General features: G+C 30.1%; 13 protein-coding genes. 12 read left to right on the top strand and 1 reads right to left on the bottom strand.

Going from position 1 to position 13,574, the window contains the following annotated elements; genetic code table 11:
* Window positions 1-3 precede the first annotated feature (3 nt).
* Window positions 4-852 (top strand): LysR family transcriptional regulator, encoded by an 849-nt coding sequence (locus DW911_RS04160; protein WP_118432268.1) that lies wholly within the window; start codon window positions 4-6, stop codon window positions 850-852.
* A gap of 6 nt (window positions 853-858) precedes the next feature.
* Here the strand turns inward: DW911_RS04160 and DW911_RS04155 are convergent, their stop codons facing one another.
* Window positions 859-2,496, bottom strand: coding sequence for an aryl-sulfate sulfotransferase (locus DW911_RS04155; RefSeq protein WP_118607503.1), 1,638 nt, complete (start codon window positions 2,494-2,496; stop codon window positions 859-861).
* Between the two features lie 294 nt (window positions 2,497-2,790).
* Between DW911_RS04155 and DW911_RS04150 the strand changes: the two genes are divergently transcribed.
* The 11 genes from DW911_RS04150 to DW911_RS04100 all read left to right on the top strand — a co-directional run bounded on the left by DW911_RS04150 (window position 2,791) and on the right by DW911_RS04100 (window position 13,528).
* Window positions 2,791-3,342 carry a flavodoxin family protein gene (locus DW911_RS04150; RefSeq protein WP_199589059.1) on the top strand — a complete coding sequence of 184 codons (552 nt, stop codon included), beginning with the start codon at window positions 2,791-2,793 and terminating at the stop codon, window positions 3,340-3,342.
* A 78-nt stretch (window positions 3,343-3,420) separates the two neighbouring features.
* Window positions 3,421-4,224 carry a MarR family transcriptional regulator gene (locus DW911_RS04145; RefSeq protein WP_118432274.1) on the top strand — a complete coding sequence of 268 codons (804 nt, stop codon included), beginning with the start codon at window positions 3,421-3,423 and terminating at the stop codon, window positions 4,222-4,224.
* 131 nt (window positions 4,225-4,355) lie between these two features.
* Complete coding sequence (locus tag DW911_RS04140; RefSeq protein ID WP_118432276.1) at window positions 4,356-4,721, top strand: YbaN family protein; 366 nt, start codon at window positions 4,356-4,358, stop codon at window positions 4,719-4,721.
* Window positions 4,711-5,043, top strand: a complete 333-nt coding sequence (locus DW911_RS04135) for a nitrous oxide-stimulated promoter family protein (RefSeq protein ID WP_118432278.1) — start codon at window positions 4,711-4,713, stop codon at window positions 5,041-5,043. The genes DW911_RS04140 and DW911_RS04135 overlap by 11 nt, the downstream gene beginning before the upstream one ends.
* Window positions 5,033-6,727: an ABC transporter ATP-binding protein/permease gene (locus DW911_RS04130; RefSeq protein ID WP_118432280.1), complete on the top strand. Its 1,695-nt coding sequence runs from the start codon at window positions 5,033-5,035 to the stop codon at window positions 6,725-6,727. Before DW911_RS04135 ends, DW911_RS04130 begins: the two co-directional genes overlap by 11 nt.
* On the top strand, window positions 6,720-8,330 hold the full coding sequence (locus DW911_RS04125) for an amino acid ABC transporter ATP-binding/permease protein (protein WP_118432282.1): 1,611 nt from the start codon (window positions 6,720-6,722) through the stop codon (window positions 8,328-8,330). The genes DW911_RS04130 and DW911_RS04125 overlap by 8 nt, the downstream gene beginning before the upstream one ends.
* Before the next feature lie 48 nt (window positions 8,331-8,378).
* On the top strand, window positions 8,379-8,912 hold the full coding sequence (locus DW911_RS04120; RefSeq protein WP_118432284.1) for a TIGR00730 family Rossman fold protein: 534 nt from the start codon (window positions 8,379-8,381) through the stop codon (window positions 8,910-8,912).
* Between the two features lie 112 nt (window positions 8,913-9,024).
* Window positions 9,025-10,350: an MATE family efflux transporter gene (locus tag DW911_RS04115; RefSeq protein ID WP_233541830.1), complete on the top strand. Its 1,326-nt coding sequence runs from the start codon at window positions 9,025-9,027 to the stop codon at window positions 10,348-10,350.
* A 61-nt stretch (window positions 10,351-10,411) separates the two neighbouring features.
* Window positions 10,412-11,005 carry a metalloprotease family protein gene (locus DW911_RS04110; RefSeq protein ID WP_118607502.1) on the top strand — a complete coding sequence of 198 codons (594 nt, stop codon included), beginning with the start codon at window positions 10,412-10,414 and terminating at the stop codon, window positions 11,003-11,005.
* A 78-nt stretch (window positions 11,006-11,083) separates the two neighbouring features.
* Window positions 11,084-12,511 (top strand): NAD(P)/FAD-dependent oxidoreductase, encoded by a 1,428-nt coding sequence (locus tag DW911_RS04105; RefSeq protein WP_118432288.1) that lies wholly within the window; start codon window positions 11,084-11,086, stop codon window positions 12,509-12,511.
* A gap of 60 nt (window positions 12,512-12,571) precedes the next feature.
* Window positions 12,572-13,528: a ketopantoate reductase family protein gene (locus DW911_RS04100; RefSeq protein ID WP_118607501.1), complete on the top strand. Its 957-nt coding sequence runs from the start codon at window positions 12,572-12,574 to the stop codon at window positions 13,526-13,528.
* Window positions 13,529-13,574 lie beyond the last annotated feature (46 nt).

Raw genomic sequence — 13,574 nt, 5'->3', positions numbered from 1 at the left:
AGGATGATAGAACTTGAACAACTTAGACATCTTATTGCATTTTATGAATGCAAGACATTAGTAGGAGCGGCTAAACAATTACATATTTCACAACCGGTACTTACAAGATCCATGCAACGTTTAGAAGAAGAATTAGAAGTTTCTTTATTTATCCGCTCTAAAAATAAATTAACTTTAAATGAAACAGGTTTAATGGCTGTTGATCTAGCCAAAAGAATTGTCAGTGACGCTGATGATATGAAAAAACAAATTAAAGACTTTGATCGTAAACAACATACTTTTGCAATGGGGTCTTGTGCACCAGCTCCTATTCTGGAAATGAATAAAAGAGTATCGCAAATATATAGTCAAAAAACATTTTCTAGTGAAATGAAAGATATGGATGTTTTAATTCGTGGACTAAAAGATAAAACTTATTCTATTATTATTATGCCTATTCCAAGTGATGATGATATGATGGGTTCAGTTCCTTTTATGGAAGAAGAAATTTTCTTTTCTTTACCGTTAGATCATCCTTTTGCGGGTAGAAAATCTTTATCCATGAAAGAAATGGATGGACAAAGAATGCTACTCATGTCTAATATTGGCTTTTGGCACGATATTCATAAAAGAAAAATGCCACATACCAAGTTTCTTGTTCAAAAAGACCGGAGTGAATTTTTTGATTTAATGGAATTATCATCATTACCTTCATTTACTTCGACTTATACTTTATCTCATGAAAAAGTACCTGAAAATAGAAAAATCATTCCAATCAGTGATAAGGAAGCAAAAGCAACCTTTTATTGTTGGTATTTAAAAGAAAACAAAAAGAACTTAGTCTTGCTTTTAGATAAACTAAAAGCAATCTAAGTTCTTTTATTGAAACCAGTATCCTAAATAATCATACTTAAAGACACGATATACAAATTTACCACCGGTTGTTGTATATTTTTGTAGAAGAGTACCATCTTGACTATACTCACTCCATGACATCGCCATACCACTATCAATGATGATATGTCCATTTAATTCTTGAACACTGCTGACATATCCTGAATAATCAACAGGGATACTTTGTACTAATTCTACAGTACGATTATTTTCATCAATCAGATATTTATAATAATAAGATGTCCCTTTTTTTAGATTATAGTAAGCAAGAGAATAATGAGGATCATTTTTCCAATCATAATTGGCTCTGGTTGTACTAACAGCAAGATTATTGTTATATAAATAAAGATAATATTGTCCTTCATTTAATGAATTATCTTTAACATAGGTCACACAGTGTTGACCTGCTTGTAAAGAAAAGTCGCTGGTTTGATCTAATAATAGATTGTCATATCCACTTTCTTTCCAAAATTGATCAGATCCAATCATATAATCAATCGTTGGAGAACTATAAATCTGATTAATTTTAATAATGGTTGAAGTTTCACGAGAACTAATAATTAAATTAGAATGATCAACTAAAGCTAAAGAATTAATATGCATCCAATCTAAATCATCTGCACCATCTGGTAAAGATGTTGTTTTATAGTAATCAGGTAATAAATCAATTAAATCTACAAGTTCAGTGACGGTACCTGTACCGTTTTCAATCATAATAATCTTATCTTCACTGGTTTTAGCGTTCTTTTTACTTGCTAGAACAATGAGATTATGCTGATCATCAAAGATATAATCATGATGTAATTTATATTCACCAGTATTATAAAATTGACTAACATATCCTGTTTGTCCAATCCCAACAATTTGTGAACTTGATATTGAAAAATACATTACATTTTGATCAAAGAGAATACGATGACTACGATAAGAAATAATAGGAATTTCACTACGAATGACACCATCATTATCATAAAGACGCATATAGGCTTGATCTTCGCTATCTTCAGTAACATCGTTACCTAAAACAGTATAAAGACCATTTGTTAGTGAAGCTGATTCTTGATGAGTCTTATCTACAGTTAAATACTGATTTCCTCCTTGTAACTCAGGAGCACGATAAGACCATGATAAAGTATTCACTATTTTTCCTGCTTGATTGGTAAGAGTTAAGGTAATCGTATTTGTTTTACCAGGAATAGAACCAATTAATAAATATTCATGTTTGGTGGTATAACCAGTTAAGGTATTGTTATTTAATGTACGTGAGAAATCTTGATACCCATCACAGTGGATAGTATAACTGGCTTGTAATAATTCATCTGTTTCAAAGTATGCATAGATGCCTGTTGTATTTGTACCATACGGATTTTCAATTAACAAAGGTTGATCAAAAGTATATTGATGATGATTGATAATTTTATTAATCTGAGTATTGATTTGACTTTGATATGTCTCACTATAAATCGTAATGGGATAATCACTGGTATGATGAAGTTTAACATAGCTGATAGCATTTTCATCATCACTATATGCTTCAGTTTCTAATGGTTCATAGAAAGTAAAACATAAAAGTATAAAAGTCATGGATAAAAGAAGAATGAGTATTTTTTTAATATGTTTCACATGTTTTCACCTCAAGGCAATTATGTCTTTAAATTATGTGAAAAATATCATGATATTATCTTGAAAAATCAAATAAATTAATAAAAATAAGATAAAATTGATGACTTGAATTTTAGTGAGACGTTGTGATTTTGTCGAAAAGAGGATATAAAATAGCTCTGCATTGATATAGTAATATATCATGTACGATTTGTAATCCAGTGGATAATAATTTGTTTTACTTATGAAAATGATTAGTAATCAAAATTGTAAGCTAAATAGTGACTTTCTATAATATAAATAGGAGGAATGAAAATGGCAAAAGTATTAGCGTTAATGTCAAGTGCAAGAAAGAAAGGAAATACAGACCGTTTAGTAGATCAGATGCTCAAAGGGGCAAGTGAAATGGGGCATGAATGTCAAAAAGTGTGTGTAAGTGATTTAAATATTCATCCCTGTATTGGTTGTCGTAGTTGTAATCATAATGGAAATTGTGTATTTAAAGATGATATGGTGAGTTTATACCAACAATTATTAGAAGCAGATGTTATTGTGTTAGCTTCACCAGTATATTTTTATACTTGGAATAGTCAAATGAAAAGTGTCTTAGATCGTACCTTTGCGATTGAAAATATATTAAAGAATAAAGATTTCTATTTAATCACAACCGGATTAGCTCTGGAAGAAAAATATTTTGATATAATGATTGAATGCTTTAAAAAATATGTACAGTGCTTTAGAGCAGGTGGCAATCAAATTGTTGACTATGTATTAGGTATGAAAACAGGTAATAAAAATGATATTGAAAAGAGTGAAGCAATGAATCAAGCTTATCTTATGGGTAAGAATATAAAGGATAGATGGTAAGTCTATCTTTTTTATTTCCTCGGTAATATAATTGACACAATAGTTAGTGTGTGCTAACCTTTTGTGTAGGTGAGTAACATGACAGAAGAAAAAATAAGATGTTTATTATTAATATATAAAAATAAGAATTTAACAGTAACTTCTTTGGCACGTAAAATTAATATGTCTAAAGCAACAATTAGCCGAATTCTTCATTTTTTTTATCAAGAAAATCTCATTGTTGAAAAGGGAAAATGTATTTTAAATAAAAATGGAAGTGAACTAGCTAAACAATATAATCAACAAATAGAAAGATTAGCTTATTGGATTAAAGAAACTAGTCATCTACAAGATGAGGATGCAAAGCTTGAGGCTATTAAATTAGTGATTTCTCTTAATCCTGAGACGATTCAAAAAATATGCAGTCGTATTCATATGGATGAAATCTTTAATAAACTTGATCATTTAGTAGAATTTTCAGGGCAGTATTTAGAAAGCAATTTAGAAGATGGACATTATGATTTTTCTTTTTCTATATTTAAAGATCAAGATCATAATCAGTTTTCAATGGCTCATCAAGCATTCAAACATCCGGCTTTTTTACTTATTAAGGAGGGAAGAGGATATCTTGTCTTTGAACCCATAGAGATAAAAAAACCACTCCTTAAAGAAAAAATTGTGATCACTTCTAAATTAAAACAAATGCAATATTTAATAGATCGACAATATTATGATTGTCTAGAAAATGATCATCAAATCTTTATCCCTATCACGCATTTAAATTTCTTCTATACTAAAGAAGAAAGACTGATACAAACATCCTTTACTATTAAAGTTCAAGCACAGGTATCTAAGTATCATATGCCAGAGAGTGTTGCTTCTTTAAAAATACTGTTTCATTGATGAAACAGTATTTTTTTATGTTTATCTAGATGGATAAGAGACTTTGTTTCATCAATGAAACAAAGATTAGGATTGAAAATGAGGTAAAAGTAAAGATAATAGTTAGTGTAAACTAACTAAAGGAGAAATAAATGAAAATTATTTATATATGTTTAGGAATATTATCCCTTGTTTTAGGTATGTTAGGGATTATATTACCTATTTTACCAACGACACCATTTTTATTATTAAGTGCCTTTTTATTTTCTAAAAGTTCTAGTCGTTTACATGAATGGCTGATACAAACAACGCTTTATAAAAAGTATATTCATGAACTTGTTGTATCAAAACAAATAACAAGAGAAAAAAGAAATCGTTCTTTAATGAGCGTGTCTTTTATTTTTATGATTTCTATGATAATAACGCCAATATGGATAGGTAAATTGTGTTTATTGTTGGTGATGTGTATTCATCATTATATTATGCTAACAAAAGTGAGGGTCATTGATGAAGAGTAACGAAAAAAAAGAGCATGAAAAGAAAATTATCAAAGAAATGATTAAGATTTATTGTGCTAAAAATCATCATCAAAAAGATTTATGTGATGAATGTTTAGACTTATATACCTATGCTACAAAAAGAATAGACTGTTGTCCTTTTACGGAAACGAAGAGTTTTTGTAGTGCTTGTAAAGTTCATTGTTATCAAAAGGAATATCGTCATCAAGTGAGACAAGTGATGCGTTTTTCAGGAAAATATATGTTATTTTATCATCCTGTCATGACCATCAAACATGGTCTTGTTTCATTAAAAGAAAGAAGGAATCAACATGTTCAATAAAAGATTGTTAAAGTATTTTTCTAAAGAATTAAAATATGTTTATTTGATTGTACTAGCACAATGGCTTATTTTATTAGTACATACTGCTTTAAGTTATTATCATGTTGAAGTCTTACAAAAACTTTATCATCATCAAAATATAGAAATAATCAGTTATATGCTTATTGTTTTAGGATTGATTGTCTTACGTTTATTTTTACAAAGAGTACAAGATGATACAGCTTTTAAAGTAAGCACGTTGACTAAAAGTAAATTAAGAGAAGATGTTTTTAAAAAAGTATATCAACTTTCCTCTCCCTGTTTTAATCAAGCTACATTAACTCAATTATTATCGGAAGGCATTGAACAATTAGATATTTATTGTTCTAAATATTTACCACAGTTTTATTATGCCCTGTTAGCACCATTGACTTTATTTATTTTTATTGTGCCTATTTCTTTTAAAGTAGCGATTACCTTATTAATATGTGTTCCCTTGATTCCTTTATCTATTATTGTGGTACAAAAGATTGCTAAAAAATTATTAGCGAAATATTGGAATAGTTATACTGGTTTAGCGTCTTCTTTCCTTGAAAATCTTCAAGGTTTAACAACACTCAAACTCTATCAAAGTGATAAGATCTACCAAGATAAGATGGACTTGGATGCTGAAGATTTTAGAAAGAAAACAATGAAAGTGTTAATCATGCAACTTAATTCCATTAGTATTATGGATATTGTAGCTTATGGTGGTTTTGGTATCGGGGTCATTTTATCGGTTATTGATTATCAAAATCATATTTTGTCTTTAGGACAAACATTATTGATGATTATGGTCTCTATTGAGTTCTTTTTACCACTAAGATTATTAGGTTCTTATTTTCATATTGCGTCTAATGGCAATGAAGCAGCAAACAAAATCTTTAAATTATTAGATCAAGAAGAAAAAGAAACGGGTAGTCAAATGATGACTTCATTTGAATCTATACAATTTGATCATGTTGATTTTGCTTATGAAGATATTGCAGTCATTAAAGATTTATCTTTTTCAATTAAAAAAGGAGATTTTGTAGCGATTGTAGGAAAATCAGGATCAGGTAAAAGTACATTAACATCCCTTATGTTTAATGATTATCAAATACAAAAGGGAAAAATTTTATATAATCAGATACCTATTCATCAATATTCTAAAAAGACTCTTTATCAGCATCTTACCTTACTTCAAGATGATACATATATATTTAAAGGAACACTTCAAGAACATCTTGCCTTATCGGGAAATGATTGTACAAAAGACTATCTAAAAGTATTAAAACTCGTTAAATTAGACCAACTAGGAGGCTTAGACTTTATGGTTGAAGAAGGGGGTCGTAATTTATCGGGTGGTCAAAAACAACGTTTAGCACTAGCGAGAGTTTTATTACATGATAGTGATTTATATATCTTTGATGAAGCGACAAGTAATATAGATAGTGAAAGTGAAAAGATTATTATGAACGCTATTTGTGAACTAGCTAAAACGAAAACTGTGATGATGATTACTCATCGTATGTATTTTAGTCAAAAAGCACGTCACATTATCGTATTAAAAGATGGTCATATTCAAGAACAGGGAACTTACCAACAACTTATGCAAAAAGAGGGTTACTATAAAGAACTGTATCAATCACAAGAGAATTTAGAAAGGATATTACATCATGAATAAAAAACCATTACTTATTAAATTATTAACGCTAGTAAAGCCCTTTTTTATCATCATGATACTAGCTATCATTTTAGGTGTGATGGGTCATTTCATGGCATGGGGAATAACTGTTATTGCTATAGCTGGAATGGGACATCTTATAAAAATAAAAACGGTGATGTTTTGTATTATCTTATTTGCATTGTTAAGAGGAGTTTGTCGTTATATTGAACAAGCATGTAATCATTATATTGCTTTTAAAGTATTGGCTCATATTCGTCATTTAATGTTTGAAAAATTACGAAGTCTAGCCGTGGCTAAACTGGATGGTAAAGAAAGAGGAAACTTGATAGCGACACTGACAAGTGATACAGAAACCCTTGAAGTCTTTTTTGCTCATACGATTTCCCCGGTGATGATAGCCTTCATTTATTCTATAATTGTTTTATGTTTTATAGCTCATTATTCTTTACAGATCATGTTTCTTACAGGATTAGCTTATTTATTAATGGGCATAGGTATTCCTATGATGATTTATCATTTATCTGTTAATCAAGGTGATGAATATCGACAAAATCAAGGGACCTTTCAAAGCTTTATTTTAGAAAGTATTCTTTGTAAAAAAGACTTTATTCAATTTGGTAAACAAACACAACGTTTAAATCAAATGTTAGAAAAACAAACACAATTAGAAATGAATCATAAAGAACTCATCAAAAAACAAACCTATCAACAACAACTTACACAATCATTAATTATGATTGTCATGTTAGTTGCTGTCATATTAGGTACCGTTTTAGTTCAACAGGGATATGATTATTTTGATATTGTGATGGGTATTTTAGCGTTATCGTGTTCGTTTGGTCCAACTGTGGCTTTAGCCAATCTAGCCAATAACTTAAACCAATTGATACCTTGTGCCAAAAGAATTATGACCATTTTAGAAGAACAACCACTTGTTGATGATATAACAAATCAAGATAATCAGCTTAATTTACCTATTGAATGTCAAGATGTCTCTTTTCATTATCCAAATCATTCTAAAATGATATTAGAAAACTTTAACGGACGATTTGAATTGGGAAAAACTTATGGTATATTTGGTCCTTCAGGGTGTGGGAAATCAACATTATTAAAACTATTGATGCGTATTTATGAAGCATCAGGTCAAATTACTTTTAATCAAGTTTCTATTCATCAAATTAATAGCGAAGTATTAAAAGAAAACATAAGTTATGTTGATCAAGAAACATTTATGTTCCATGATACCCTCTATCATAATATTACTTTATTTAATCAATCTTATACGCTTGATGATGTTATCCTTGCTTGTAAACAAGCATGTATTCATGATTACATCATGACTCTACCTCAAGGATATCAAACAGTCTTTGATGATAACCTTTCTAGTGGTCAAAAACAAAGAATTGCTTTAGCGAGAACTTTTATAAGAAAGAGTTCTATTATTCTATTAGATGAACCTACAAGTCATGTAGATAGTCTAAATGAAGCCTTAATCTTAAAAAGTTTAGCACAGATAAAAAAAGACAAATTATTGATTTTAGTTACTCATCGACCTTCAACTTTATCAATATGTGATGAAGTCATTGAAATGAAGTCATAAATTGTAAGATTTATGATAGAATAATATAAAGAAGTTGGAGGTGTGAATATGAATATAACTGTTTATCTTGGTGCAAGTGAAGGAAATGATCCGATATTAAAAGAGACTGTCTGTCAGTTAGGTAAATGGATTGGACAAAATGGGCATACTCTTATTTATGGTGGTTCTAAAACTGGTTTGATGGGAGATCTTGCAACAAGTGTATTGGAAAATGGAGGTAAGGCTAAAGGCGTAGAAACTCAATTTTTTGTTGATCAAGATGTTCAATATGAGGGTCTTACCAAATTATATGTTGTTAAAACAATGGCTGAAAGAAAAACGAAAATGATTGAACTGGGTGATGCTTTTATTGCTTTTCCTGGAGGAACGGGAACATTAGAAGAAATTAGTGAAATCATGTCTAAAAAATCTTTAAAGCAGTTAGATGCGCCTTGCATTTTCTATAATTTAAATGGTTATTATGATCATTTAAAAGCCTTTCTTCATCATATGATTGAAAAAGGTCTTTCTACTAAAGAAAAACAAGAAGGTATCTATTTTTTAGATAATCTAGAAGAGATTAAAGAAATCATACTTAAATAATAAAGACCCTAAGGGTCTTTTATTATGTCTAAAATGCATTATAAGTTATACTTAATAAGTATTTGTAATTGATAGAAGAATCTATAGAATAATAGGTAAGGAGGGTGAGAGCGTGTTTAGTAATAAAGATTTAAGAAATATGATTGTTCCTCTATTTATGGAACAGTTTTTAGTCATGTTAGTAGGAATTATTGATACTTTTGTAGTCAGTTATGTAGGTGAAGCCGCAGTATCAGGAGTATCTTTAGTGAATAGTTTTAATACTATTTTTATTTATCTATTTACGGCTTTGGCATCAGGCGGGGCAGTCGTTATTAGTCAGTATTTAGGAAGTAAAGATCAAAATAATACAGTCAAATCATCGAGTCAGTTACTCATGTTTTCTACACTATTTTCAATTGTATTAGGCATTTTGGTTTTAATATTCAGTCAATCATTATTATCCTTTTTATTTGGAAAAGTAGAAACATCAGTGATGGATGCTTGTATGACATATCTTAAAATATCAGCTTACTCTTATCCAGCATTAGCGATTTACAATGCAGGAGCAGCAATGTATCGTAGTATGACAAAAACAAGTACAACGATGTATTTATCTATTGTTTCTAATATTATTAATGTTATTGGAAATATGATTGGGGTTTTCGTGCTTCATGCTGGGGTTGCTGGGGTTGCTTATCCTTCACTTATTGCACGTGCTTTTTCAGCTATTGTCATTACTATCTTATTGTTTAATAAAAAATATGAAGCTCATTATGTTAAAGAATGGTTATTTAAGTTTGATTTTTCTTTATTAAAAAAGATGTTAAATATTGCGATTCCTAATGGTATTGAAAATGGTATTTTCCAACTCGTTAAAGTAGCCTTAAGTAGTGTTGTAGCGATGTTTGGTACATATCAAATTGCTGCAAATGGTGTAGCTCAAAGTATTTGGTCATTGGCTGCTTTAGTTGGTTCGGCTATGGGGCCAGTATTTATTACGGTCGTCGGTCAATGTATGGGGGCAAGTGATATTGATCAAGCTGATTATTATTTTAAGAAGTTAATGAAAATCACTTTAGTTTTATCTATCGCATGGAATGCTTTTATTCTTGCCATTACACCAGTATTTATGAATTTCTATGTTTTATCTGACAAAACAAAAGAATTGATTATTATTTTAGTTGCTATTCATAATATCTTTAATACTGTTGCTTTCCCATTCTCTGGACCATTGAGTAATGGATTAAGAGCTACTGGAGATGTAAAGTATACAATGATTGTTTCTATTGCTTCTACTGTTGGTGGAAGACTGGTATTCTCACTTATTTTTGCAATTTATTTTAATATGGGAGTCATTGGTATTGCTCTTGCTATGTGTTTAGATTGGTCTATTCGAGGTATCATCTTCTTCTTACGTTATAAGAGTCATAAATGGACTCAATTTAAAGTTATTTAATCAACCTGTTAATAGGTTGATTTTTTTGATATGATGGAATGAGTAGGAAAGGAGTAAATTTATGCAATTTCATCATATTCGCTGTTACAATCAAGATCCACAATCTTTACCAGGAAAACATCAAAATGGCGCTGTGCCTTTAGACGAAATTCACAGTAGTGATTTTAAATCATTGTCGAAGCGTTTGTTCAAAGTAGAAATCATGGTTTTTGTGCTACTCTACATACCTTATTATATTTATACATGGGATGATATGATTGATTCAAATATTTACCAAATAGTTTTATTTGTTTTATTAACGATGCTTTCTATGATTATCAAATATTTATCATGTATTCTTTTTTATCATGATGATATTTATATTTGTACTAATCTAAAAAAGTTATCTTTGCTTATTTATTCAACTGATACAATGAGTAAAACAAGGTTTATTTTAATGAATAGTTTACCAGTTATGCTTTTGGGATTGATTCCCTATATTCTAGGATATGTCTATCCAACACATATGTTGCTTGCTTTTGTAGGAATATTTAATATCTCTACAAGCATAGTTGATATTTGTCGTGTGTATCAAGCAATAACCAAAGTTCCTAAAGGAGCTAAAGTATATTGTTATCAGTTGAATTACTATTGGTATAAAAATAGTTTTTATTAAAAAGAATTGCTTAATTTAGATAATTAACGTATAATACGTAGGGTTAAACCGAAATTTGAATAGGATGGTTAATTATTGATGAAAGAAAAATATGATGTTATTGTTGTTGGCGCTGGGCCAGCAGGGATTATGACTTGTTATGAATTATATTTAAAAAATCCCGAATTAGATGTTTTATTAATTGATAAAGGTCATGATGTTATGTATCGTCATTGTCCAATCAAAGATAAAAAAATTAAGCATTGTCCTGTAGTAAAAGATCATGAACCAGGATGTTTACCTGCTTGTTCGATTACTGCTGGATTTGGTGGTGCTGGTGCTTATTCTGATGGTAAATTTAATATTACGAGTGAATTTGGTGGCTGGTTGACAGATTATTTAGATAATCAAGAAGTTGAAGATGTGATTCATTATGTTGATAATTTATATTTAAAACATGGTGCGACTAAAGAAATTACGGATCCAACAACACCTAAGGTTAAAGAGATTGAACATCGTGGATATGCTGTAGGATTAAAACTTTTAAGAGCAAAAGTAAGACATTTAGGTACGGAAGAAAACTTAAGAATTATGACTGAAATGTCTAATGAATTAAAAGAACATATGGATTTACAATTTAAAACAGCAGTCAAAGATATTATTGTAGAAGATCATGAAGCAAAAGGTATTATTTTAAATAATGATGAAAAGATTTATGCTAAAAAAGTTGTTTTAGCACCAGGTAGAGATGGGTCTGCATGGCTATCTAAAGTATTATCTCATCAAAATCTAAAACTATATAATAACCAAGTAGATATTGGTGTGCGTGTAGAAACAAGTAATATTGTTATGGATGAAATCAATCAAAACTTATATGAAGGTAAGTTTGTTTACAATACATCAGTAGGAACAAGAGTAAGAACTTTCTGTTCTAATCCTAGTGGTCATGTTGTTATTGAAAATCATAGTGGAACAATGTTAGCTAATGGACATGCTTATCATGATCCTAAATTAGGTAGTCATAACACGAACTTCGCTTTACTGGTATCTCATACATTTAGTGAACCTTTTAATGAACCAAATGAATTTGCACATGAAATTTCACGTTTAGCTAATAAATTATCAAATGGTTCCGTTATTGTTCAACGTTATGGAGATATTAAAAGAGGACGTCGTACAACATACAAACGCTTAAAAGAGGGGTATACAGTGCCTACATTACCAGAAGCAGTACCAGGGGATTTAGGACTTGTTTTACCTTATAATACAATGAAATCAATTATTGAAATGATTGAAGCTTTAGATAATGTTACACCAGGTATCGCTAATGAACATACTTTATTATATGGAGTAGAAGCTAAATTCTATTCAGCAAGACCTAAAGTAAGAGAAGGTTTTGAATCGGAAATTGATAGTTTATATGTTGCTGGTGATGGTGCTGGTCTAACTCGTGGGTTAGCTCAAGCTGGCGCAAATGGTATCTTAGTCGCAAGACATATTGTAGATAGTTTAAAAAATAATAAATAGTAAAGTGGGGTTTACCTCACTTTATTTTTATGTTAAAAAATAATAAAAAGGGGTGATAATATGGAAATCAAATCAGTAGCGATATTAGGGGCTGGTGCAGTAGGTTCTTATGTGATTTGGGGATTAAGTCAATTATCAAATATTCAACTAGGCGTTGTTGCAGAAGGTGAACGTGCCAAGCGTCTAAAACAAGAAGGTATTAAAATTAATGATCAGATTAATCATTTAAATGTATGGTCACCAACTCAAGCACATGGTGTTGATTTGCTTATTGTCTGTTTAAAGTATGGGGCTTTATCATCGACGTTGGATACAATTAACACAGTTGTAGATGATCATACTGTGGTGATGTCATTAATGAATGGGGTTGATAGTGAAGAAATCATTGGTCAAAGAATAGGAATGAATCATATGATTTATTCTTTAATTAAAGTGGCATCACGTAAAGATGATGGCTATCGTTTTGATCCAGAAACAACGATTGGTATTGTTTTTGGTGAAAAGCAAGAACCTTATCATAGTGAACGTATCCAAGCTATTGCATCATTATTTAAAAATACAGGTCTTCATTATCGAACAAGTGATTACATTCAAGAAGAAATATGGAGTAAATTTCGTTTAAATGTATGCAATAACTTACCTCAAGCTATTTTAGGTGTCGGTGTAGGGTGTTATCAAGATAGTGAACATATGAAGTTTATTCAAGATGGTTTACGTCAAGAATTAGAAGCGATTTCTGATGCTAAAGGAATTGATTTAACCAAGGCTGATTCATCATCAAAACATGGCAGTCAGGTTCCTGCTTGGGCTCGTTATTCTACATTACAAGATTTAGATGCTAAGCGTTTAACGGAAATTGATATGTTTTCTGGAGCGTTAATAAAAATGGGAAAGGAACTCCATATTCCTACCCCCTATAATGAATATACTTATCATATGATTAAAGCTTTAGAAGAAAAAAATGAAGGACGCTTTGATTATTGTCATGATCATTCTAAAATGACATGTTCAAAATAGTATGGATATATTAGTTGAATTTATAAGTTGCTTCCATTATAATCTA

The organism is Erysipelatoclostridium sp. AM42-17 (assembly GCF_003480255.1).
Taxonomy (GTDB): Bacteria; Bacillota_I; Bacilli_A; order Erysipelotrichales; family Coprobacillaceae; genus Faecalibacillus.
This window is presented reverse-complemented; position numbering and strand designations above follow the sequence as displayed.